Origin of the sequence: Nonomuraea maheshkhaliensis, from assembly GCF_039529435.1 — a bacterium.
Taxonomy (GTDB): domain Bacteria; phylum Actinomycetota; class Actinomycetes; order Streptosporangiales; family Streptosporangiaceae; genus Nonomuraea; species Nonomuraea maheshkhaliensis.
Window position 1 is genome coordinate 111,192 of record NZ_BAAAMU010000014.1, and the last position, 23,300, is coordinate 134,491.

The 23,300-nt window shown below is 70.8% G+C and carries 18 protein-coding genes; 11 read left to right on the forward strand and 7 right to left on the reverse strand.

Annotated elements, in window-relative coordinates; translation table 11 throughout:
• Positions 1 to 118 precede the first annotated feature (118 nt).
• The 4 genes from ABFX54_RS12510 to fxsT all read left to right on the forward strand — a co-directional run bounded on the left by ABFX54_RS12510 (position 119) and on the right by fxsT (position 8,492).
• Positions 119 to 2,266 (forward strand): FxsB family cyclophane-forming radical SAM/SPASM peptide maturase, encoded by a 2,148-nt coding sequence (locus tag ABFX54_RS12510; RefSeq protein ID WP_346104327.1) that lies wholly within the window; start codon positions 119 to 121, stop codon positions 2,264 to 2,266.
• Between the two features lie 12 nt (positions 2,267 to 2,278).
• On the forward strand, positions 2,279 to 3,208 hold the full coding sequence (locus ABFX54_RS12515; protein ID WP_346104328.1) for an AAC(3) family N-acetyltransferase: 930 nt from the start codon (positions 2,279 to 2,281) through the stop codon (positions 3,206 to 3,208).
• 72 nt (positions 3,209 to 3,280) lie between these two features.
• Positions 3,281 to 4,570 carry a TIR-like protein FxsC gene (locus ABFX54_RS12520; RefSeq protein ID WP_346104330.1) on the forward strand — a complete coding sequence of 430 codons (1,290 nt, stop codon included), beginning with the start codon at positions 3,281 to 3,283 and terminating at the stop codon, positions 4,568 to 4,570.
• Entirely contained in the window at positions 4,554 to 8,492 is a 3,939-nt protein-coding gene (gene fxsT, locus ABFX54_RS12525) for an FxSxx-COOH system tetratricopeptide repeat protein (RefSeq protein ID WP_346104332.1), read from the forward strand. Before ABFX54_RS12520 ends, fxsT begins: the two co-directional genes overlap by 17 nt.
• 34 nt (positions 8,493 to 8,526) lie before the next feature.
• Here the strand turns inward: fxsT and ABFX54_RS12530 are convergent, their stop codons facing one another.
• The 5 genes from ABFX54_RS12530 to ABFX54_RS12550 all read right to left on the reverse strand — a co-directional run bounded on the left by ABFX54_RS12530 (position 8,527) and on the right by ABFX54_RS12550 (position 15,186).
• Positions 8,527 to 9,402: an alpha/beta fold hydrolase gene (locus ABFX54_RS12530; RefSeq protein WP_346104334.1), complete on the reverse strand. Its 876-nt coding sequence runs from the start codon at positions 9,400 to 9,402 to the stop codon at positions 8,527 to 8,529.
• A 149-nt stretch (positions 9,403 to 9,551) separates the two neighbouring features.
• Positions 9,552 to 10,517, reverse strand: a complete 966-nt coding sequence (locus tag ABFX54_RS12535; protein WP_346104336.1) for an alpha/beta hydrolase — start codon at positions 10,515 to 10,517, stop codon at positions 9,552 to 9,554.
• Positions 10,518 to 10,571: 54 nt separating this feature from the next.
• Positions 10,572 to 11,357 (reverse strand): ABC transporter ATP-binding protein, encoded by a 786-nt coding sequence (locus ABFX54_RS12540; RefSeq protein WP_346104337.1) that lies wholly within the window; start codon positions 11,355 to 11,357, stop codon positions 10,572 to 10,574.
• The gene (locus ABFX54_RS12545; protein ID WP_346104339.1) at positions 11,354 to 13,963 is read right to left on the reverse strand and encodes an ABC transporter permease subunit; all 2,610 of its coding nucleotides are present in this window, start codon (positions 13,961 to 13,963) and stop codon (positions 11,354 to 11,356) included. The genes ABFX54_RS12540 and ABFX54_RS12545 overlap by 4 nt, the downstream gene beginning before the upstream one ends.
• A complete protein-coding gene (locus ABFX54_RS12550; protein ID WP_346104340.1) occupies positions 13,960 to 15,186 on the reverse strand; it encodes an ABC transporter substrate-binding protein in 1,227 nt (408 codons plus the stop codon). The genes ABFX54_RS12545 and ABFX54_RS12550 overlap by 4 nt, the downstream gene beginning before the upstream one ends.
• Positions 15,187 to 15,351: 165 nt before the next feature.
• On the opposite strand from ABFX54_RS12550, the gene ABFX54_RS12555 reads away from it, so the two are divergent.
• From ABFX54_RS12555 to ABFX54_RS12570, 4 genes are all read left to right on the forward strand, one after another.
• Positions 15,352 to 16,440 carry an alcohol dehydrogenase catalytic domain-containing protein gene (locus ABFX54_RS12555; RefSeq protein ID WP_346104342.1) on the forward strand — a complete coding sequence of 363 codons (1,089 nt, stop codon included), beginning with the start codon at positions 15,352 to 15,354 and terminating at the stop codon, positions 16,438 to 16,440.
• A 71-nt stretch (positions 16,441 to 16,511) separates the two neighbouring features.
• The gene (locus ABFX54_RS12560; RefSeq protein ID WP_346104344.1) at positions 16,512 to 17,006 is read left to right on the forward strand and encodes a cupin domain-containing protein; all 495 of its coding nucleotides are present in this window, start codon (positions 16,512 to 16,514) and stop codon (positions 17,004 to 17,006) included.
• Between the two features lie 8 nt (positions 17,007 to 17,014).
• Complete coding sequence (locus ABFX54_RS12565) at positions 17,015 to 17,662, forward strand: ArsR/SmtB family transcription factor (protein WP_346104346.1); 648 nt, start codon at positions 17,015 to 17,017, stop codon at positions 17,660 to 17,662.
• Between the two features lie 62 nt (positions 17,663 to 17,724).
• A complete protein-coding gene (locus ABFX54_RS12570) occupies positions 17,725 to 18,045 on the forward strand; it encodes a hypothetical protein (RefSeq protein WP_346104348.1) in 321 nt (106 codons plus the stop codon).
• Positions 18,046 to 18,052: 7 nt separating this feature from the next.
• Here the strand turns inward: ABFX54_RS12570 and ABFX54_RS12575 are convergent, their stop codons facing one another.
• Complete coding sequence (locus tag ABFX54_RS12575) at positions 18,053 to 20,287, reverse strand: MMPL family transporter (RefSeq protein WP_346104350.1); 2,235 nt, start codon at positions 20,285 to 20,287, stop codon at positions 18,053 to 18,055.
• A 99-nt stretch (positions 20,288 to 20,386) separates the two neighbouring features.
• Between ABFX54_RS12575 and ABFX54_RS12580 the strand changes: the two genes are divergently transcribed.
• Positions 20,387 to 20,911: a TetR/AcrR family transcriptional regulator gene (locus tag ABFX54_RS12580; protein ID WP_346104352.1), complete on the forward strand. Its 525-nt coding sequence runs from the start codon at positions 20,387 to 20,389 to the stop codon at positions 20,909 to 20,911.
• 115 nt (positions 20,912 to 21,026) lie between these two features.
• Positions 21,027 to 21,395, forward strand: a complete 369-nt coding sequence (locus ABFX54_RS12585; RefSeq protein ID WP_346104353.1) for a hypothetical protein — start codon at positions 21,027 to 21,029, stop codon at positions 21,393 to 21,395.
• A gap of 49 nt (positions 21,396 to 21,444) precedes the next feature.
• Here ABFX54_RS12585 and ABFX54_RS12590 read toward each other — a convergent pair whose 3' ends face one another.
• Positions 21,445 to 22,542, reverse strand: coding sequence for an ROK family transcriptional regulator (locus tag ABFX54_RS12590; protein ID WP_346104355.1), 1,098 nt, complete (start codon positions 22,540 to 22,542; stop codon positions 21,445 to 21,447).
• Between the two features lie 100 nt (positions 22,543 to 22,642).
• Between ABFX54_RS12590 and ABFX54_RS12595 the strand changes: the two genes are divergently transcribed.
• The coding region (locus ABFX54_RS12595) for a Gfo/Idh/MocA family protein (RefSeq protein ID WP_346104357.1) at positions 22,643 to 23,300 on the forward strand (658 nt) is incomplete at its 3' end.

A 23,300-nucleotide genomic window follows, 5' to 3' on the forward strand; every position in this document is an offset into this window, starting at 1 on the left:
GGTCGAACGTCATCGACTGCACCACCATGACGCTAGCCCATCTTGCCGAGCCCACCGAGGAGGCAGACCGCTTCGAGGTCTCATTCAACTCTTCCATATGAGTTGAACCGATTCTAGCATGAGCGCCTCCATTGTTCCGTTCCGACAATTCGTGCTGAAGATCGCGAGCAGGTGCGATCTGGCGTGCGACCACTGCTATGTCTTTGAAGCCGCGGACCAGTCGTGGCGATCAAAGCCGGTGGTGATGTCCGACGAGACGATCGGCCAGGTCGCGCGGCGCATCGCCGAGCACGCGCGCACCCATGCTATAGAACGTCTGCACGTGATTCTGCACGGCGGCGAGCCTCTGCTCGCCGGTGTGCCCAGAATAGAGCGGATCGCCGCGGAGTTGCGCCGGCAACTCGACGAGGTGACCGATCTCGATCTGCGGATCCACACCAACGGCGTTCTACTCACCGACACGTTTTGTCGTCTTTTTCGGCGTTATGGCATAAAAGTCGGCGTTTCGCTCGATGGCGACAAAGCAGCGAACGACCGGCATCGGAGATATCTGAATGGGCGCAGCAGCCACGACAAGGTGATCAAAGCGATCAACCTGCTGCGGCGCTCATATCCGGAAATCTATGCGGGAATTCTCTGCACGATCGACGTTCGAAATGATCCGCAGGCGGTTTATCGCGCTCTGAAAGAGCTCGATCCGCCCCGCATAGACTTTCTCCTACCGCATGCGACCTGGGACGATCCCCCTTTGCGGACTCCCGGGCAGGAAACCGAATATGCCGATTGGCTGCGCGTCGTCCATGATATTTGGCGGGCGGACGACCGGCCGTTCTCGATCAGAATGTTCGACTCCCTCGCCCTCATGGCCGCCGGTGGATCGAGCGGGACCGAGTCCCTGGGGCTGACACCGAGCGATCTCGTCACCATCGAGACCGACGGCTCCTACGAGCAGGCCGACTCGCTCAAGATCGCTTTCGACGGCGCTCCGGCGACAGGCCTCGACGCCGCCGGGCACTCCCTCGACGACGTGGCCGAGCATCAAGGGGTGCAGGCCAGGCAGCAGGGGCTGCACGCGCTGAGCGCCACGTGCCGGAGCTGCCCGATCGTCGAAAGTTGCGGCGGTGGCCTCTTCGCCCACCGCTACCGCACCGGCAACGGTTTCGACAATCCCTCGGTCTTCTGCTCCGACCTGCGCGTCCTCATCCCCCACATTCAGAACAGGGCCCGGCCGGCCCACGAGCTGACGCGGGCGACGTTCGAACGCTTCGCCGCCGCGACCGCCGGCCCGGCCGACCTGTCCCAGCTGTCCGCCGCCCAGCGGAGCCTGACCCGGATGCGGGTGTCCAAGATCGGCGCCGGCCGTGCGGGCAGCGCCGAATGGAAACTGCTGAGCCGGCTGGATCAGGAGCACCGCCCCGCCGTCGACCGGGTCTTCGACTACCCCTACGTACGCACCTGGGCGCGCCAGGCCGTCGGCGACGAGCGTCACCGGCCCTACCTCGCCTCCGTCGCGATGACGGTGGCCCTGTTCGCCGGTATCGCGGCCGAAATGGCCGTTCCGGCCCGTGACGGTTTCGTGCAGCTGCCCGGCGTGGGCAGGATGAGGGTGACCGCCGACGGCCCGGTCACGGTCGTCACCGCGGGCGAGAAGTCATTGGCGATGCGCGGGGAAGACGGCCGCTGGCTCGACACCGAGGCGCCCGAATGGGAGCCGGTGCGCTCGATCGCGATGTCGGACACCGAGCTCGTGTTCGACGACGTGGACCCCTACCGTGACTGCTTCGGCGTGCCGCCCCGGCAGCGGCTGCGGCAGGAGGAGTTCCTCTCCTGGCCGTGGACGTTCGAGCTGACGGACGAGCTGCTGCGGGCACACCCGCGGCAGTCCTCCATGCTCACGGCGGGAGTCCAGGTCATCACGCCACTGTCGGGCACGCGGGACACGTCGCACTTCAGCCGTCAGGCCTTCGGCGCGGTGGGTGTCTCCGAGCCCGCCGACCCTGCCACGCTCGCCGCAGCGGCGACCCGAAGCTTCTACGGCGCCCAGCTCGGCGCCCTCTTCGACATGTTCGGCGTCACCATCGACGATCCAGGCGTGGAGAGCCGCCTGTACGAGGTCTACGGTGCGCTGGCGACACTCGGCTGGCAGGGCCCATCCTCCGGCCCGGGAGAGCTGATCACCGCACTCGACGCCTTGAGCGCCCGCGACCTGCCGGAGTTGGCGAAGCTGCTGGTCGAGACGGCGCGCGACAGCCTGGCCGCGCGGTGACGGGGGCCGACCATGCCCGGCCCGCCCCTGCCACGCGAGCGCACACCGCGAACTGAAGGCCGCCGGTTCCCCCTTGCCCGTCCCATCGCGGCCCGAACGGTCTTCCGGCCGTTCATCGCCGACACGAACCGCCGCGCGCCCTCCCACACCGCCGCCTCTCTGGCCGCCCAGCTTCGCGGACTGGGACTGGAGGAGGGGCAGACCATCCTGGTCCACACCTCGCTCAGAGCGATCGGCCGGATGAAGGCAGGACCGGCCACGCTGATGGCCGCGCTCCTCACCGCTCTCGGGCCGCGCAAGGGCACGGTGGTGGTGCCCACGTTCACGTCCAGCAACTCGACCACCTCCCGCGTCTACCGGGAGGCGATCCGCGACCTGTCGGGCGAGGCCGTCGATCGTTACCACGACAGCATGCCCGCGTTCGAGGCGCGCACCACGCCGTCCATCGAATGCGGTCTGTTCTCCGAGGAGGTGCGCACGCATCGCCGGTCGGTGCGCAGCGACCATCCGCAGACGTCGTTCGCCGCGGTGGGCGCCCAAGCCCGCCGGTTGATGGCCGATCATCCCCGGGATCACCATCTGGGCCTGCTCTCGCCGCTCGGGAAGATGGTCGACAGCAAGGCCATGGTCCTGCTCCTCGGCGTCGGCTACGACCGGTGCTCCGCCTTCCACCTGGCCGAGTACACCTACACCGAGCAGCCGCCGACAATGCTCTACAGATGCAAGGTGAGTGACGCCGGAAAAGCATCGTGGTTTCAGTACAGCGACGTGCTTCTCGACGATTCGGACTTCGCCCTGTGCGGCACCGATATGGAGCGCGACGTAAAGGTGGTTTCGGGCATGGTGGGCGACGCGAACAGCCGGATCTTCTCCATGGCCGATGCAGTCCAATTCGCGGAGCAATGGTTTCGTGCGAAGCGCCGCCGGATAGAGAAGGGTTAGACTAAACCGCCTAGGGAGCAACTCGATTCGTACGGCCCGGCGTGCCGGCGCAATGTGCGTGTGGAGGCGCGGGTGGCCAGTATCCCCAGCTCGGACGAGCATCATCAGCCATACTTCTTCCTCAGCTATGCGCGCACTCCGCGGATCTCCGCGAAAGACCCCGACCCCAACTTGTGGGTCACCAAGTTCTACCGGGCGCTGTGCCAGGAGATCATGCAGATCAGCCGCCTGCCGGCCGGGGCCTCTCCTGGGTTCATGGACCAGGAGCTGAACGTCGGGGCAGCCTGGAACGAGCGGCTGGCCAAGGAGCTGGCCACCTGCCGCGTATTCGTCCCGCTTTACTCGCCGCGCTATTTCGACAGCGAACCGTGCGGCAAGGAATGGGCGGCATTCGACCTGCGCCGCAAGCGCCATATGGGCCAGGGGCCGGATCTGCCCGAGGTCGTGGTACCCGCCTTCTGGATTCCGGTCAGGCCGGACGAGTTACCCGAGATGGCTCATCCGATACAGTTTCACGACCCCGCCCTGGGGACGCATTACCAGGAGCGCGGCATCTACGGCCTGATCAAGTTGAACAGATATCGCGATCATTATAAATCCGTCGTCGACACCCTGGCCCACCGTATCGTCAATCTGGCGAAGAAGACGCCGTTACCGCCGGGGAAACCGTGTGATTTCACCTCGCTGAAAAGCGCGTTCGTGCCCGACCGGGGCCGCAGATTCCAGATCGTGGTGCTGGCGCCGACCCGGGATTCGCTTCCGCCGCACCGCAATCAGCGGCATTACGGCGCCTCCGCGACCGACTGGAATCCGTACTATCCGCAGTGCGACCAGCCGATCGCCGGCCTGGCGGCGGACATCGTCCGCGATCTCGGCTTCGAGCCGGAGCTGTGGTCGTATGCCGAGCAGGGCGAGGACCTGCTGAAGCCGGACGGGCCCGCCTCGCCGGGCGTCGTCCTGCTCGACCCGTGGGTCGTGCTGATGCCGGGATACCAGGCGGCTCTGTCGTACCTGCGCCGCAGCAGCCATCCCTGGGTGGGGCTGGTGATCCCGTGGCACGAGGACGACGAGCAGCTCGCCGCGGCCACGGACCGGATCAGAGCCGGCCTGCGCGCCCTGGCCCCCACGCGGATCGAGCGGGGGCGGCTGCTGGCCAGGGAGGCGGCCAAGGGGACGCTGGCGTTCGGCCAGTTCGCGGCGGCCCTGCGGCAGGTGGTCTTCACGGTCTCCAAGCCCTACCTGCGCGACACCCCGGCCTTTCCGCCGCGACCGGAGCCGGGAGACCCACCACCCAGACGCAGGGACCGAATCACATGGCAGCCACCAGAGAATCCGGGGGAACGTGATGACGGAAGCGCGTAACGGGCGGATCATCACCTTCTACTCCTACAAGGGCGGCACGGGACGCACGATGGCCCTGTCGAACGTGGCCTGGATCCTCGCCGCGAACGGGCACCGGGTGCTGACCGTGGACTGGGACCTGGAGTCGCCGGGCCTGCACAAGTTCTTCCGCCCGTTCCTCGACAGCGACAAGATCGTCAGCACGCCCGGAGTCATCGAGCTGATCACCGAGTACGCCTGGGCCGCCCGCAGGAACGAGTCGCGCCCAGACGACTGGCACCGCGACTACGCGCGGGTCCGGCAGCACGTGGTGTCGATCGACTGGGATGACTTCCCCGGCGACGGCTCCATCGACTTCCTGTCGGCCGGGCGGCAGAATCGCGACTACTCGTCCCTGGTGGCCCGGTTCGACTGGGACACCTTCTACGACAGCTACGGTGGCGGGCAGTTCCTCGACGCCATGCGTGACGACATGAGCGCCGAGTACGACTACGTGCTCATCGACAGCAGGACCGGCGTGAGCGACATCTCCGACATCACCACGGAGCATTTCCCCCACGTCCTCGTCACCTGCTTCACCCTGTCCGACCAGAGCATCGAGGGCGCGTCCGACGTGGCCACGCAGGTCGCCGACCGGTTCCCGGCCCGGGGGATCCGCATCCTGCCGGTGCCGATGCGGGTGGACGACGCGGAGAAGGAGAAGCTGGACGCCGGGCGGGCGTTCGCCAGGAGCAAGTTCGCGCGTTTCCCGACCGGCATGAGCCGCGACGAGGCGATCACCTACTGGGGCGCGGTGGAGATCCCGTACAAGCCGTTCTACGCGTACGAGGAGACGCTGGCGACCTTCGGCGACGCGCCCGGTTCGCCCGCCTCGCTGCTGGCCGCCTATGAGCGGCTCGCGGACGTGATCAGCGACGGCGAGGTGCGCGGCCTGCCCGCCATGAAGGAAGAGACCAGGAAGCACTATCGCGACCTGTTCCGCCGCCGGCGCCCGGCGACCTTGATGGACGTCTACATCAGCTACGTGCCGGAGGACCGGCTCTGGTACGACTGGATCAAGGCGGTCCTCGTCGGCGCCGGCCTGCGGGTCCATCCGCATCCCCTGACCGGCCAGGACGAGGAGGGGGCTCGGAACCCGGGCTCGATCGACGACGCCGCGCGCATCCTGGCGCTCCTGTCGCCCGCCTACCTCCGTTCGGCGCAGGCCCGCGAGATCTGGCAGTCCATGTCGGGCGTCCAGCTCACGGAGTCGCGCGGGCAGCTCATCCCCGTCCGCATCGCCGACGTCCGGCTGTCCATGCCGTACGCCGACCCGACGCCGCTGGACCTGGTCCGCCTGGAGGAGGAGCAGGCCAAGGCCGCGCTGCTCCGCACTCTCGACCGGCCGGGGCAGCCGACGGAGACCACCGGCGCCGTGGCCGGCCCCCGCTACCCCGGGCGTCAGCCGACGGTGCTGGACCTGCCGACCAGGAACGCCACGTTCACCGGGCGCGGCGAGGTGCTGCAACGCCTGCGCGAGCAACTCGTCGGCGAAGGCGGCGGCTCCCAGACGGTCGTGACGCAGGCCGCCCTGTACGGTCTCGGCGGCGTCGGGAAGACACAGCTCGCCATCGAGTACGCCCATCGCTACATGGCCGACTACGACGTGGTCTGGTGGATCTCCGCCGAGCAGTCCGAGCTGCTGAACGGCGCCATGGCGAACCTGGCGGTCAGGCTGGGCCTGCGCGTCGGCGACAACGTGGCCGAGGCCGCCCAGGCCGCCCGCGACGCGCTGCGCCGGGGCGAGCCCTACAAGCGCTGGCTGCTGATCTTCGACAACGCCGACAACCCGGTCGAGTTGCGCGACTACCTTCCGGGAGGGCCCTCCGGCCACGTGCTGATCACGTCCCGGCACCAGGCATGGGAGCAGGCCGCGCTTCCGCTCCAGATCGACGTCTTCACCCGCGAGGAGAGCCTGGAGCACCTGCGGCGGCGGGTCCCGAGCATGACCGACGACGAGGCGGGCCGGGTCGCCGAGGCGCTGGGAGACCTGCCGCTGGCCATCGAGCAGGCCGGCGCGTGGCTGCAGGAGACGGGGATGGACGTCGACGAGTACGTCGAGACCCTGAACCGCCAGCCCGCGGCGACGCTGGCACTCGGCGAGACGCTGAACTACCCGAAACCGGTGGTTTTGACGTGGAACGTCTCGTTCGACCGGCTCAGGGAGCGCTCCCCCGCCGCGGTCCGCCTGCTCGAACTGCTGTCCTATTTCGCACCGGAGCCGGTGTCCCTGTCCATGTTGTACGGCGACGAGACGGTCAAGTGCCTGCTCAAGTACGACGACACCTTACGCGACAAGATCATGATCGGCCGGCTCGTCCGTGAGCTGAGCCGGTTCGCCTTGGCCAAGGTCGACCAGCGCGACAACTCCGTCCAGGTGCACCGGCTCGTCCAGGCCGTGCTCCGTGACCGCATGACGGCAGACGAGCAGGAGGACACCATGCACGACGTGCACCGGATCCTGCTCGGAGCCCGGCCGCGCGAGGGTGACACCGACGACCCCGAGAACTGGAGCCGGTTCGACGAGATCTGGCCGCACCTCGCGCCGTCCCAGGCGGACGACTGCGACGAGGAGGAGACGCGCCAGCTCCTCATCGACCGGGTCCGCTACTGGTGGAAGCGCGGCGAGTTCGACCGAGCCCTGGACATGGGGCGGCGTCTTGAGCAGGCGTGGATCAACAAACTGGGCAACGTGGACCGGCAGACCCTGTTCCTGCGCTTCCAGATGGCGAACGTATTGCGTCAGCAGGGCAAGTACCAGGAGGCCTGCGACCTCGACCGGGCCATCATGGAGGACCAGCTCAACGTGCTGCCGAAGCCGCACCCGCACACGCTGATGACGGCCGCGGGGCTGGCGGCGGACCTGCGTGCGCTCGGGCAGTTGCAGGAGTCGCTGCAGATGGAGCAGGAGTCCTACGACCAGACCAGGGAACTCTTCGTGGACGACCATCCACGGACCCTGACCGCGGCCAACAACCTCGCGGTCGCGTTGCGTCACGTGGGCCAGATCAACGAGGCCAGGCGGCTCGACCAGGAGACGCTCGACCGGCGGCGGGCCGTCATCGGGAGTGATCACCCGTACACGTTGTCGTCCCAGCTGAGCCTCGCCCTGGACATCCGCGAGGCGGGCGAATACCTGAAAGCGGCGGAGCTCTTACGGGACGTCCTGAACCGATACCAGCGGGTCCTCGGCAACGACTTCGTCGACACCCTGCGTGCCGCACGCAACCTGGCGGTCGCGCTGCGCAAGGCGGGCGCTCTGACGGAGGCCGGACAACTCACCGAGTCGACGCTCGAACGGTATGTCCAGCATTACGGGACGGACTATCCCGACACGGTTATCTGCCGGCTCAACCTCGCGGGCGACCTGGGCGACGCGGGCGACTGGGAGGCCGCGCGCCGGCTGGCCGAAGAGGTCCTGGACACCTTCGAGGCCACGCTCGGGCCGACGAAGCCGTACACCCTCATCGCGGCGAACAACCTGGTCATCTACCAGCGCGAGACCGGCGACGTCGCGGGCGCCTACTCGCTCGGGACACGGACCCTGAACCGCTTTACCGATACGCTGGGCAAGGAGCACCCCTTCCGGCTCGTCTGCGCCATCAACGTGGCCAACTGCCTGGCCGACCTCGGCAAGTACGACCAGGCGGAGAGCATGGAACGGGAGTTGCTGACGGCGCTGCGCGATGCCCCGGGGCGAGGCCCGCTCCACCCGGACACCCTCGCGTGCGAGGCGAACCTGGCGGTCACCCTGCGCGACCTGCGCCGCGCCGACGAGGCGCGTGAGCTGCGCGAAGCGGTGCTGGTGCACCTGCGCCGGGTGCTCGGCGAGGCCCATCCCCTGATCAACGCCGTCCTCGACTGGCGGCGGGTGAGCCGCGACCTGGATCCGCTGCCGTGGTGACAGGCGCCCTCCGCCCGCGCTGAGCCGCCCGCGCTCAGCCGCCGGCGGGGGCCAGGCCCGCCAGCCATGGAAGCAGGTCGGGCAGCACCTGCAAGGCGTGGAAGTGCGCGACACCGCGCTGAATGGCGACGCTGGCGGTCGGGATGCGTTCGGCCAGCCAGCGCGAATGGCTGGCGGGCGAGAAGACGTCCTCGGCTCCGTGCCACAGCAGCGTCGGCACGGTGATGTCGGCCGGATCGAAGCCCCAGGGCGAGCAGAACGCGATGGCGTCGTCGATCCAGCCGTCCGGCGACTTGCGCAGCGCCTCGGCGTAGTTCTGCACCAGCATCAGCCGGATAGCCGTGTCGGCCACCACCTCCCTGTCGGCCTCCGTCAGGTCGTCGTAGATGGCGTTCACCAGCTGCACGGGGTCTTTCCTGATCGTCTCCGCGGCCACGACGAGCCGCGGCGTCAGCTGCGCCAGGCCCTCCATCGCCGTGAGGTATTCCTCGATGTTGCTCTCGGCCATGCCGTCGAACCAGTCGAGCCCCTCCGCACCGTGCGGGGCAAGGCTCACCAGCACGGCCGCCCGGGTCACCCGGTCGCCCAGCAGCGCCGCGCAGGCCAGCGCGTGCGGCCCGCCGCCCGAGCGGCCGACGACGGCGAACCGGTCGAGGCCGAGCCGGTCGGCGATGGTGGCCACGTCTGACGCCACGTCGCCCACCTGACGCCCGACATGCCGGTCGGAATCCCCGTATCCCGGGCGGTCGTAGGTGATGAGGCGGATGCCGAGGCGGTACAGCAGGCCGTGTTTCGGGAGTGGACCTACCCTGCTGCCCGGAGTGCCGTGAAGATAGAAGACCGGGCTGCCGCCCGTAATGAGACCCCGTTGCGCGACCGCGAGCCTACGACTGCCGTCGGCAGAATGCACGACGATCAAGATGCGCCCCTCCAGCCGAGGCTCCCTGCCCCTGCCCTTCCCTCAGTATGAAGAGTCGCCGACGCCCTGCAAGACCGAAGCGCACCCTGCCGCGCTCCAGACGCCGGGTGGACGCCCACCCGGCATCGACCGGGCCGGGCTCAGAGGCCGAGTGCCCTCTTGAGGGCCGCCTCTCGGGTCCGGCGGGTGCGTACGCTGAGCGTCGCGTCCGGCACCATCATCTCCGAGCCGTGGAACGCTCCCGGGTAGAGGTGGAACTCGGTGGAGACCCCCGCCTGCACCAGCCGCTGCGCGTAGCCGAAGCACTCGTCCCTGAACACCTCCAGCTCCCCCACGTCCACGAACGCCGGCGGGAGGCCGGACAGGTCGGTGGCGCGGGCCGGGGCCGCGTACGGCGGGACGTCGTCGGTGCCCATGCGGTCCCCGAGCAGCGCCGTCCAGCCGAAGAGGTTGGCACCCCTGTCCCAGACCACGGCCTCGGTGAACTCGTGGCTGGAGGGCGTGGTGTTGCGGTCGTCCAGCATGGGGTAGACGAGCAGCTGGAACGCGATCTCGGGCCCGCCCCTGTCCCTGGCCAGCAGAACGGTGGCAGCCGCGAGGCCGCCGCCCGCGCTGGCGCCGCCCACCGCGAGCCGCGCCGGGTCGATGCCGAGTTCGGCCGCGTTCTTGGCGGTCCAGGCGAGGCCGGCGTAGCAGTCCTCGACGGGGGCGGGGTGCGGGTGGTCGGGCGCGAGGCGGTAGTCCACGGAGACGCCGACGACGCCGAGCCGTTCGACGTAGCCGATCATCAGGGCGTCGTCCATCTCGGGCGCACCGATGATCATTCCGCCGCCGTGGATCCAGTAGAGGGCGGGCCTGTCCTCCCCCGGCTCCGGCGGCTGGTAGATCCGCAGCCGGACGTCCGGCTGCCCTTCGGGCCCTGGGACGGTGCGGTCCTCGATCGTGACGCGCGTGTCGGGCGGGGGCGCCGCGGCCAGCATCGTGGTGATCTGGGCTCGCTGGTCGGCCAGGTCCTGGTACGACATCGTGGACCAGTCGAACGAGACCAGCGGCGTCTGCTCGATCGCGGCACGGAGCTCCGGATCGAGGTTCGGGTGGAATGCCATGCGGTTTCCCTTCCACGCGGTTGCTCCCCCGATGGTAGGCCCGCGACGTACGCCTCACCCCAGGTAGGCGGCCCTGACGACCGGATCCGCCCGGATCTCGGCGGGGGTGCCGGTGGCGATGACCTTGCCGAGGTCCAGCACCACGATGCGGTCGCAGGTGCCCATGACGAACCCCATGTCGTGCTCGACCAGCAGCACGGTCGTGTCCAGGCCGCCGACCACCTCGGCCAGGCGCTCGCTCTGGCCGGCGTCCAGTCCCGAGGTGGGCTCGTCGAGCAGCAGCACCCGGGGCCGGTCGGCCAGGGCCCTGGCCAGTTCGACCAGGCGGCGCCGGCCGACGGGGAGCGCGGCGGCGTACGCGTCGCGCAGCGGGGTGAGCCCGCACAGCTCCAGCACCTCGGCCACCCGCTCCTGGCGCTCGCGTTCGAGCCGCCGCCGGGCGGGCAGGCCGACCAGGTCGGCGGCCAGCCCGCCACCGCCGCCGTGCCAGTCGAGCGCCGCTAGCACGTTGCCGGCCACGGTGAGCCGGCCGAAGACCTGGGTGCGCTGGAACGTACGGCGCAGCCCCGCCCTGGCCCGCCTGACCGGCGACACCCCGGTCAGGTCGCGCCCGTCGAGCAGCACCCGTCCCTCGCCCGGCCTGCGCAGGCCCGACACCACGTCGAACAGCGTGGTCTTGCCGGCGCCGTTCGGGCCGATCACGCCGCAGACCTGCCCCTCGCCGACCTGGAACGAGACCTGGTCCAGCGCTTTGATCCCGCCGAAGGCCACCGACACGCCCCGCACGTCGAGCACGTTCACCTCACCGTCAGGCACGCCCTGCGCGTCGAGCACGGTCACCTCACCCCCAGGTAGGCGGCGGTCAGCCGCTCGCTGTCCACCTCGGAGCGCGGTCCCGTCCAGGTGACGCGGCCGAGCCGCATGAACACCACCCGGTCGGCGATGGCCAGCGCCTCCGTGGCCTTCTCCTCGACCAGCAGCAGCGCGACGCCGCGGGCGCGCAGCTCGGCGAAGACGTCGAACACCTGCCGCACCACCATCGGCGCGAGCCCGAGCGACGGCTCGTCGGCGATCAGCACCCGGGGCGGGCGCACGAGGGCGGGGGCGAGGGTGAGCAGTTGCTGCTCGCCGCCGGACAGGGCGCCGGCCAGGATGGTACGGCGCTCGGCGAGCTGGGGCAGGCGCTCGTAGACCGGCCCCGGGTCGGGCAGCCAGGTGCGCAGGTTCTCCTCGACGGTGAGGCCGGGGAAGACGCCCCTGCCCTCGGGGGCCAGCAGAATGCCGGCGCGGGCCCTGCGGTGGGCGGGCCAGGCGGTGACGTCCTGGCCGTCCAGCAGGATCCGGCCGGACTCGACCGGCAGGTCTCCGGCGGCGACGGCGCAGGAGGTGGACTTGCCGGCGCCGTTCGCGCCGAGCAGGGCGACGACCTCGCCGGGGTTGACGGTCAGGTCCACCCCGCGCAGGACGGTGCAGTCCTCGTATCCGGTGACGACTCCCTCCATGGCGAACAGCGCTGGGCTGCTCGCCCGTACCCGCGGCTCCTCCCGGACGCGGGGAAGCGGGGCCGGCGGAGGGCGGCGACGGTGGCGTAGTTCGGCGAGCTGGGTGAGCACCCCGTCGGGATGCTTGGCCAGGATCATCCCCCCGGCCCCGAACAGAATGGCCCCGACGTGCGCGGACACGTCCCATGTGGCCAGCAGCTCGGGCACGGCCACCGCGACGAGCCCGCCCAGCACGGCCCCGCCGACCCGCCGCACCCCTTGCAGTACCACCACGGCCAGCCAGACGAACCCGGCGAAGGCCGGCAGGTCGGTCGCGGTGATCGAGCCCTTGGAGATGGCGAACAGCACCCCGCCCAGCCCGGCGACGGCCGACGCCAGCGCGAACAGCACGATCTTGGTGCGCGGCGCGGACAGCCCGGACGTGGTGGCCGCCGCCGGGGCGGAGCGCACGGCCAGGATGGCCCGGCCCGAGGCCGAGCGTTCCAGGTTGCGGATCAGCAGCGCCACCAGGCCGATCAGGGCGAGCAGCACGATCACCCGCACCCGAGGGTCGGAGGTGTCGGCGAGGCCGAACCCGAGCGCGGGCAGCTGCCAGCCGATGGTCCCGTTGCTGAACGCGTCCACCTGGAACAGCACCTGGTCGGCCAGCAGCGCCATGGCCAGCGTGGCCAGCGTCAGCACCCGCCCGCCCAGCCGCAGCGCGGGCAGCGCCACCAGCATCCCCACGGCCGCCGCGGCCAGCACGCCGAGCAGGATCGCCACGACGAACGGCAGCCCGGACGTGAACGCCCACCCGCAGGTCAGCGCGGCCATCGAGGCGAAGGCGGCCTGGGCCAGGTTCACCATGCCGCCGATGCCGGTGACGACGACGAACGAGCAGAAGATCAACGCCAGGACGAGCCCCTGCGCCGCGACGCCCACGTAGTAGTCGGAGCCCGCGAAGGCGAAGGCCACCAGCGCGGCCACGCCCAGGGCCCACGGCAGCCGCCGGCGCCACGGCGGCAGCCCCGCGAGGTGGTCGGGCGGCGGCGCGTCCTCGGCCGCGCTGCCGGCGACCCGCTCGCGCGACCTGTTCAGCAGCACGAGCCCGGCGAACAGCAGGATCACCGGGACGGCCGTGCGCAGCCCGGTCACCTCTTCGAGGAAGTCGGTGTATCCGGCGACCAGGTTCTGCACGACGCCGAGCGCCAGCCCGGCCGCGAACGTCCAGGGGATCGAGCGCAGCCGCCCGAACACCGCCGCCGTGGCCGAGGCGAACAGCAGCACCGTGTACGCGGTCGCGTCCAGCCCCAGCACCGACACGGCCAGCACCCCCGCGAGGCCGGCCAGGCCCGAGCCGAGCATCCAGGCCAGCGCGGAGGTGGCGTCGGCGTCGATGCCGCGCAGCGTGGCCAGCCGGCGGCGGTCGACGGAGGCACGCATGCGCAGCCCGTACGGCGTGTGCCGCATGAACGCCCACAGCCCGGCCGCCGCCACCGCCGAGACGGCGAACGTGATCACCTGGTCGCTGTCCAGCCGCACCCCGAGCACGTCGAACGGCTGCGCCGGATGCGGCCCGACGCCGCGCGGCAGCGCGGTCGCGTCCGCGGGCGGCAGCCCCGCCACGTCCACGACGAGCAGGCCGAGCGCGGGCAGCGCGATCGTGAGCCCGATGGTGGCCACGATCTGAGCGGTCTCGCCCGCCTGGGAGAGCCCCCTGAACATGGCCTTGTGCAGCAGGTAGCCGAGGGCGGGGGCGAACAGGGCGACGGAGGCGAGCGCCGACAGCGGGGCGGGCAGGCCGGCCTCGTTCAGCTGGTGGAAGAGCAGGGCGGTGAGGAAGCCAATGGCGCCGTGGGCGAAGTTGAACACCCCGGTGGCCGCGTACGAGAGCGTCAGGCCCGATCCCATGACCGCGAAGACGGCGCCGGTGACCAGGCCGCTGAGCACGTAGTCCAGGATCATTTCAGCGGCACGTTGTCGAAGCACTTCATGCTCTTGGCCACCTGGAAGGCGCCGTCGACCAGCTTGACCAGGGCGCCGCAGCCGTTCGGCTCGGTGTGGTCCTTCGGATACTCGATCCGGCCGAAGCCGGCGTTCTCGTAGACGTAGGAGCCGTTGGCCGTCTGGAGGAACTTCTCCCTGGTCAGATCCTTGCCGGTGCGGCCCAGCAGGTCGAGGAAGATGTCGGCGGCCCAGTAGCCGATGGCCAGGTGCTGGGTGAGCGCGGTGCCGGGGGCGACCCGCTCGACGTCCTGCTTGAGCTGGGCGATCTCGGGGGCGGTGGACTCGAACGGCTCGAACATCGGCGCCGCGATCACGCCTTCGAGCGCCTGGGCACTGGCCCGGTCCTTGAGGATGGCGGTGTCATAGCTGGTGGCGTCGGTGAGCACGCCCCGGTAACCGGCCCGTTTCAGCGCCGCGTACAGGCCGACGTTGAACTTCGTGCCGGCGATGACGGAGACGACGACGTCCGGCGGCTGCCCGCCGTCCGAGGTCATGATCTTGCTGACGTACGGGAGCCAGTCGGGTGGCGGCGCGGCGGCGGGCAGCCCGGAGTTCACCCCGGCCAGGGTGAATCCGGCGGCGGTGAACGACTGGGAGATGGTGGTGCCGCCGTACTTGCTGCCGCTGGAGTCGGTGGTCTGGACGTAGACGCTCTTGCCCTCGGCGCCGCCGAGCAGGTCGGCCATCTGCCGGCCCCACCACGTCTGGGAGCCCGCGCCCTGCTTGGGCGCCAGGCAGCCGTTGTAGCCGAAGCCGGTCTTCGTGCCGCACCACTGGGGTCCCGTCGCCCAGCCGAACCAGGGCACGCCCTGCTGTTCGAGGAAGGCGGCGCCGCCGAAGTTGGGGGCGTGCACGGGCAGGAGCGCGAAGACGCCGTCCTTCTGCACGAGCTTCTTGGCCGCCGCGTCGCCCTTGGCCGCGTCCTGGCCGTCGTCCTCGGCGCCGAGGAACTCGATCTTCCTGCCGTGCACGCCGCCCGCGGCGTTGGCCCGCTCGAACCTGGCCTTGGCCCCGATCTCGGCGTCCTTGGTGGAGTAGCCGCTGGCGCTGGTCTTGGTCAGCACGCCGCCGACCTTGATCGTGGTGTCGGTGACGCCGGCCGTGTCCTGGCCGGTCGTACCCTGTCGCTGGGCCGCGCATCCGGCGGCGGCCAGCGTGACCACCAGTGCCGCCACCGACATACCCCGCACCATGACGGCCTCCCGCACATTTGGCCTAGCGCTCGCTTGGTTTTGTCCGAGCGTAAATTCGCCCGCGAGGGCCGTCAACGGTCATTCGCACTCCAGCGCGAACCGCTACCGAGCAACCGCTTGCTCGCATCAGGCGCCCCGGCTAGCGTGTGGCACATGCTCATGCGCGCGGCCGTGCTCACCGCCTTCCACGCTCCCCTGGAAATTCGCGAGGTCGAGATCGCGGACCCGGCCACCGGCGAGGTCCGCGTCCAGATCAAGGCGTCGGGCGTGTGCGGCTCCGACCTCAAGGCCATCGACGGCAAGAGCCCCGTGGTGAGCACACCGCCGTTCATCCTCGGCCACGAGAGCGCCGGGGTGGTGGAGAGCGTCGGTACGGGCGTCACCTCCGTCAAGCCCGGCGACCACGTCATCATCGCCATGAACGGCCCCTGCGGCCGCTGCCGCTCCTGCGGCGCCGGCCGGTTCCACCTCTGCACGGGCCCGTCCCGGCTGCCCACCATCATGGGCGGCGCTCCCCGGGTCACGCTGGACGGTGCGGAGACGCGCCGCTTCATCGGCATCGGCTCGTTCGCCGAGTACGCCGTCGTCCCTGAGCCCATGTGCGTAAGAATCGGAAAATCGGCGCCGTTCGATGCCATGTGCCTCCTGGCCTGCGGCGTCGTCACCGGCGTGGGCGCCGTGCTCAACGTCGCCCAGGTCCCGCCGGGCGCCACGGTGCTGGTGGTCGGCTGCGGCGGCGTCGGGCTCAACGTGATCCAGGGCGCCGTGCTGGCGGGCGCGACCACGATCGTCGCCGCCGACGTGGCCGAGCGCAAGCTCAAACTGGCCGAGCAGTTCGGCGCGACCCACGCGGTGCTCGCCTCCGACCTGCCCCAGCAGGTGAACGAGCTGGTCAGGGGCGGCGTGGACTACGCCTTCGACGCGACCGGCGTTCCCGGCGTGCTGGCCCAGGCGTTCGCCGCCACCCAGCCGGGCGGCACCACCGTCATGGTCGGCAGCCCGCCGAAGGGCCACCCCATGGAGCTGGACACCGGCCTGCTGTTCGCCTCCCGCCGCCTGATGGGCACCCAGGGCGGCGACGCGGCCCCGCACCGCGACCTGCCGATGCTGGCCGCCCAGTACGCGCGGGGCCACCTCGACCTCAACGCCCTGATCACGGAACGCCTCCCCCTGGACCAGGTCAACGACGCCGTCGCCCACGTCCGGCAGGGCACGGTCGCCCGTACGGTCATCACGTTCTGAAACCCGGACCTTTCACACCTGCCTTCTCCTCGCTATTCTAAAATTCCTTAGAACCATAGAGGAGACGAACGATGTCCTACCCCGACGCCCGCTACTTCGGCGAGCAAGGCGAGCACAGCGGCGCCTTCACGATGGCCGGCAGGACGCCCGACCTCTCGATCGGGGAGGGCGGCACGCAGGTGCACTACCTCGCCACGGGCGGCTCCACGAACGGCGCGTTCGGCCTGTACCGCTGGGAGATGGGCCCGCGCCCGTCCGGCCCGGGGCCGCACTTCCACCGCACCATGACCGAGTCGTTCTACGTGCTGTCCGGCACGATCCGGCTCTTCAACGGCGCGAAGTGGGCCGACGGCAGGCCGGGTGACTTCCTGTTCCTGCCGGAGGGCGGCGTGCACGCCTTCCGCAACGAGTCGGGCGAGCCGGCCACGATGCTGATCCTGTTCACGCCGGGGGCACCGCGCGAGGCGTACTTCGAGGAGCTCGCCGAGATCGCCGACACCGGCCGTCAGCTCTCCCCCGAGGAGTGGACCGAGCTGTACCTGCGCCACGACCAGTACATGGTCTGAGGACGACGATGGCGACGTTCCCCGAGGAGCCGATCTACGCCCAGCTCGCCCGCATCGGCAAGGCGCTGGCCAGCCCGGTGCGGCTGCGCCTGCTGGACGTGCTCGACCAGCGCGAGCGCACGGTCGAGGAGCTGGCGCAGGAGGCGGGGATCCCGCTGAAGAACACCTCCGCCCAGCTCCAGCAGCTGCGCGCGGCCAACCTGGTGATCGCCAGGCGCGACGGCGCGCACGTCCGCTACCGGCTGGCCGGCGAGGAGGTCTCGCGCTTCCTCGGCGGCTTCCAGTCGTTCGCGGACGGGCGGCTGGCGGACCTGCGCGACGCCGTACGGAGCCGGCTGGGCTCGCTGGAAGGCGTGAGCGCCGACGAGCTGGCGGCCCGGCTGGAGGATCCCGGCACGGTGGTGATCGACGTGCGATCGGCGGACGAGTACGCCGCCGGGCACGTGCCGGGAGCGGTCTCCGTGCCCATGGCGGAGCTGCCCGGCCGGCTGCGCGACCTGGCGGGGGCGGCGGAGATCGTGGCGTACTGCGGGGGGCCGTACTGCGTGGTCTCCCCCGAGGCGGTGCGCCTGCTGCGCGCGCACGGCCAGGACGCCCGCCCGCTGGACGGCGGCTTCCTCGGCTGGCGCCGCGCCGGGAAACCACTGGAACACTGAGTCACCTACTGCCTACGCTGTGCAGCACGGCTCAACGCGGCAGGAGGGCGGCGGGAGGAACGGTGCACGTCAGACAGGTCATCTCGCTCGGCCTGCTCACGGTCCTGGCGCTGGGCGGCCCGGCCCACGCCGGCGGCGGGCGGGGCAGGATGTTGTACGACTTCGGCGACGACGACGTGATCGTCTGGAGCCTGCCCGAGCCCGGCGCCGACCGGGTCGGGTTCGGCCGGCTGGGGCAGCAGTTCGAGGCCGACCGGTCGGAGCAGCACGCGCTCTATCAGTGCGACGAGAACTTCGCGAGCACCCTGTGGCACCACGGCCGCAACACGACCACGGGCGACGTCGGCTGGGTCGCCGCCTGCGACGTCACCGACCCGGACTGACGTGACACTAGACCCCGGCCGTGACCGGCTGCTCCCGACGCTCCACCACGGGCTCGTCGTCCTCCTCGTGCCCCTCCACCGACAGGTTCGGCAGGATCCGGTCCAGCCAGCGCGGGCACCACCAGTTGAGCCGGCCCAGCAGCACCATCGTGGCCGGCACCAGGAACCCCCTGATGATCGTGGCGTCCACCGCGATGGCCACCGCCAGCCCCACCCCGAACGTCTTCACCATGGCGTCCGGATAGGCGATGAACGCCACGAAGACGGCCACCATGATCAGCGCGGCCGAGGTGATGACCCGCCCGGTGGACCCCAGCCCCTCGGCCACCGCCCGCGCGTTGCCGCCGTGCCGCTGGTACGACTGCCGCACCGCGGTCAGCAGGAACACCTCGTAGTCCATCGACAGCCCGAACAGCACCGCGAACAACATCAGCGGCACGTAACTCTCGATGGGCACGGAGAAGAAGACCTCCTGCACGTACGACGAGCTGACCGGCGGGTCCATGCCCACCAGCCTGCTGCCGAGCCCGACCGAGAACACCATGGCCAGCGCCCCGAAGGCGGCGCCCAGCGAGACCAGGTTCATCACCGCCGCCTTGATCGCCACGATCGGCGCGCGGAAGGCCAGCAACAGCAGCAACGCGCTCAGCAGCACGACGACGCCGATGACCAGCGGGGTGCGCTCGGCCATCCGGTCGCCGGCGTCGGTCAGCCCGGCGACCTTGCCGCCCACATGCAGCTGGACACCCGGCACGGAGATGTCCCTGACGTCCCTGACGACCTGGGCGGAGCGGCTGTCGCTGGGGGCGTACTCGGGGATGGCCTGCAGCAGCACCGACCGGCCCGAGGTGTTGACCTTGGGCTCGCTCACATGCGCCACGCCGTCCACGTCCTTCACCTCGCGGACGAGGTTGTCCACGATCGGGTCGCCGGCGTCGGCCACCTTCGCGGGCAGTTCGGCGACCACGATCAGCGGGCCGTTGGCGCCGGGGCCGAAGCCGGTGGCCATGAGCTCGTACGCGCGCCGCGGCTCGGAGCCCCGCGACCCGTACCCCTCGTCGAGCGCCCCGAGCTGGAGCGCCAGGGCGGGCGCGGCCAGGGCGCCGAGGACAGCGGTGCTGGCCAGCAGGACCCGCCACGGGCGGCGGGCCACCCACGAGCCGAGCCCCGCCCAGCCGGTGCCGCCGGGGGTGTGCGCGCCCGAGGCGGCGCCGCGCAGGAGGGGCACCTTGAGCGCGTTGATCCGGTGGCCGAGCAGGCCGAGCAGGGCCGGGACGAGCGTGACGGAGGTGAGCACGGCGGCCACGACCGAGATGCCGGTCACCCAGCCGAGCGTGGCCAGCAGCGGGAACCCAGCCAGCATCAGCGCGCTCAAGGCGATGATCACCGTGCCGCCCGCGAACACGACCGCCCCGCCGGAGCTCGCCACGGTCCGCCGTACGGACTCCACCACCGGCACCCCGCCCGCCAGCAGCCGGCGGTGACGTGACAGCAGGAAGAGCGCGTAGTCGATGCCGACGCCGAGCCCGATCATCGTGGCCATGATGCCGGCCTGCTTGGGCATGTCCACGACCCAGCCGAGCAGGCCGATCACGCCGAGCCCCGAGGCGACGCTGACGAGCGCGACGAAGATCGGGATCATCGCCGCCACCAGCGTCCCGAACGCGAACACCAGCACCAGCAGCGCGCAGACCACGCCGATGATCTCGCTCGGCCCGGTCTTGATCTCCTTGTCGGCCGGCGTGGAGCTGTCGGCGGGCACCACTTCGAGCCCGGCCGCGCGGGCCGGATCCGCGGCCTTCGACAGCGTCTGCGTGGTCTCGCCGATCTTCTGGGGGTCGTTGCCCTCCAGGCGGACGGTGATGAGGCCGATCTGCAGGTTGGAGGAGATACCACCCCGGCGGAAGGGGGTGTCCACGTCCTTGACGTGCGGCAGGTCGCGCAGCCGGTCGATGGACTGCTCCACGGCCTCCTTGCGCTTCTCCTCGATGAGGGGGCCGTCGGCGGAGTAGAGCAGGAGTTGCACCGTTCCGCCGGTGGCGTAGCCGGAGCCGAAGCCCGTCTTCATCAGGTCGTGCGCGCGCTGCGCGTCGGTGCCGGGGATGCTGGCGTCGCTGGTGGTCGGGGCGGCGAACACCAGGCTGGAGCCCATGAGGGTGGCGGCCGCGATCACCCACGACACCAGCACGATCCAGCCGTGCCGCGCGCACCAGGCGCCCAGCCGTCCCAGCAACCGCGTCATCGCTCTGCCCCCACTCGACGGCCGTCCTGTACGGTCGTACAGGACATAGGATAAAACGGGATATATCCGGAAGGCCGTCTCCCGTAGAGAAATGAGACGATGACCACACCCGACGACACCCGCAGCCGGATCCTGGCCGCCGCCAGGGAGCTGTTCGCCGAGCGCGGTTACGCGGCCACCTCCCTCGCCGACATCGCCGCCGCCGTCGGCCTGACCAAGACCGCGGTCGCCTACCACTTCCACCCGAAGGACCGGCTGGCGCTCGAACTGCTGTCGCCGGTGGCGGGCGACATGCTCGCGCTGCTGGACGCCACGTACGACAGCCGCGCCGACTTCATCGAGGCCCTGGTCGGCTTCGCCGTGCGCTACCGGTCGGTGATCCGGCTGTTCATGGAGGACCTGGCGGCCGACGACTCGACCGCGGAGCCCGGCTCGGAGCGCGCCACGATCAAGTCCTTCAGGGACGAGATCTACACCAGGCTGGCCGGCGACGACCCCACCCCGGAGGCCAGACTCCGCAGCTGGGCCCTGCTCGGGGCGCTGCAGTGGGGCGCGGTCAAGACGATGGACCTACCGGAGGCCCAGGTCCACGCGGCCCTCCTCAGAACAGCCCGCGCGTACTGACCGCCCGCCGACGCGACCCACCTCCCCTCTCCGCACCGCTCAACGCGGACTCAACACAGGCTCAACAGCCGTGCGGCCACGATGCTCTCATCGATCCGATCTTCGGGAGGGTGGCATGCGGCACACGATCAGGACGGTCACGGCCATCGCGGCGGCCGGGGCGGTGGCGGGCGCGGTTCTCATGGCCGGACCGGCCGAGGCGGCCTCGGAGGCGGGCGCCTGCCCGCCGATCGCCGTCTCCAACCTGGATCCCGGCCACGGGGTGATGAAGGGGACGTACGCCCTCAAGGCCGGGCCGTACGCCGGAAGCAGGTGCAAGAAGGTCGGCACCGCCCGCAAGGGACAGATTCTCTACCTCCACTGCTGGACGGAGAACCTGTACGGCACCATGTGGGTCTTCGCCCGGGTGAAGGGCACCAACAGGTACGGGTGGATGTCGCAGGACAACTTCAAGTACGTCGTCACCGAGTTCAGGATGTGCTGACGGGACGGGAGACGCGCCCCAGGCGGAACAGGGGGCCGTCCGGGGCGCGTCAGAGACCCAGCATCTCGCGTTCCACGTGATCCAGCGCCAGCCGCACGGCCCCCATCGCCACCCCCTCGTCCCCGAACGCCGACGCCACCACCTCCGGCGCGTTCACGCACAGCTCGGACAGGTGCCGGCGCAGAGGGTCGAGCAGCACGTCCCCCGCCCGCGCGTGAGCGCCGCCCAGCACCAGCAGGTCGGGATCGACAGCGAGGGCAAGGGCCGAGGCGCCGACGGCGAGGTGCTCGGCGTAGCGGTCGACCCGGCGCACGGCGGCGCGGTCGCCGGCCAGGGCGGCCTCGAAGACCTCGGCCGGAGAGGCGTCCTCGGCCAGGTCGCGGACGGCCCGCTCCCAGCCGACCTGCCGCAGCGTGCCGATCTCACCGGCCGCCCCGCGGCGCCCCTGGTGCAGCCGGCCGCCGATCAGGATGCCCGCGCCCGCCCGGTGGCCGAGCAGGACGTACACGAGGTCGGAGACGTGGCGCGCGCTGCCGCGCCAGTGCTCGGCGAGCGCGGCGAGGTTGGCGTCGTTGGCGGCCAGCGCGGTGCAGCCGAACCAGTCTCCGGCCAGCCCGGCCAGGTCCACGCCCGTCCAGCCGGGCAGCGTGAGCGACAGCGAGACCCGCCCGGTGCGATCGACGATGCCGGGCGTCCCCGCCGCCACGGCCCAGATCCGCCTGCGCGCCAGGCCCGCCCCGTCGACGCACTTCAGCGCCGTACGCCCGGCCGCCTCCAGCCGCTCGTGAGCCGCCGCGCCACCGGGGACCGCAGCCCGTTTCCAGGCGATCACCTCTCCGTCGAGATCGGCCAGCGCCGCCACGACGGCGTCTCCCCCGACCTCCACGCCCACCACGTGACCGGCGTCCGCCCTGAAGGCGAAGCGCCGCGCCGGCCGTCCCATCGCGCCCTCGTCCGGCGGCAGCTCGCGGACGTAGCCGCGCTCGCCCAGCTCGTCGAGCACGGCCTCCACAGTCTGCCTGGACAGCCCGGTGACGCGGCCGAGCCGGGTCAGCGTGGTCACGCCTTCGCGGCGCAGGGCCCGCAGCGTGACCTGGGTGTTCACCTTGCGCAGCAGGGACGCGTCACCCGGCCGGAGCTCAGTCACTTATGAGACCCTTTCCCGTAAGTCCCCTATTGACGGCTACCAGCCCGGATCCTAGCATCGATCGACATACGTAAGCTGGTGTCATAAGTGGAGGATTGCCATGGTCACGCTCGCTGTCGTCGGCGCGGGCTCGCGGGGGACCGCCTACGCCCGTCACGCCACGGAGTCCGGCCGGGCGCGGGTGGTGGCGGTGGCCGATCCGCTGGACTCCCGGCGTGACCGCTTCCCCGGCGCCGAGCAGTACGCGGACTGGCGCGAGCTGGCGGCGCTCCCCCGCCGCGCGGACGCGGTGATCATCTCCACCCAGGACCGTGACCACGTCGAACCCGCGGTGCGCTTCGCCGAGCTGGGCTACGACATCCTGCTGGAGAAGCCGATGGCGGTCTCCGAGGACGACTGCCGGGCGATCGTGGCCGCCTCGGAACGTTCCGGGGCGGTGTTCGCGGTGTGCCACGTGCTGCGCTACACCCCGTACACGCGGGCGTTGAAGACGCTGCTCGACTCCGGCCGGATCGGCGAGATCGTCAGCATCCAGCACCTGGAGCCGGTGGGCTGGTGGCACCAGGCGCACTCGTTCGTGCGGGGCAACTGGCGGCGCGCCGACGAGTCCACGTTCATGCTGCTCGCGAAGTCCTGTCACGACCTCGACTGGCTGGTCCACCTCACCGGCAAGCGGGTCACGCGCGTGTCGTCGTTCGGCGGGCTCGCCCACTTCCGTCCCGAGAACCGCCCCGACGGGGCGGGAGAGCGCTGCCCTG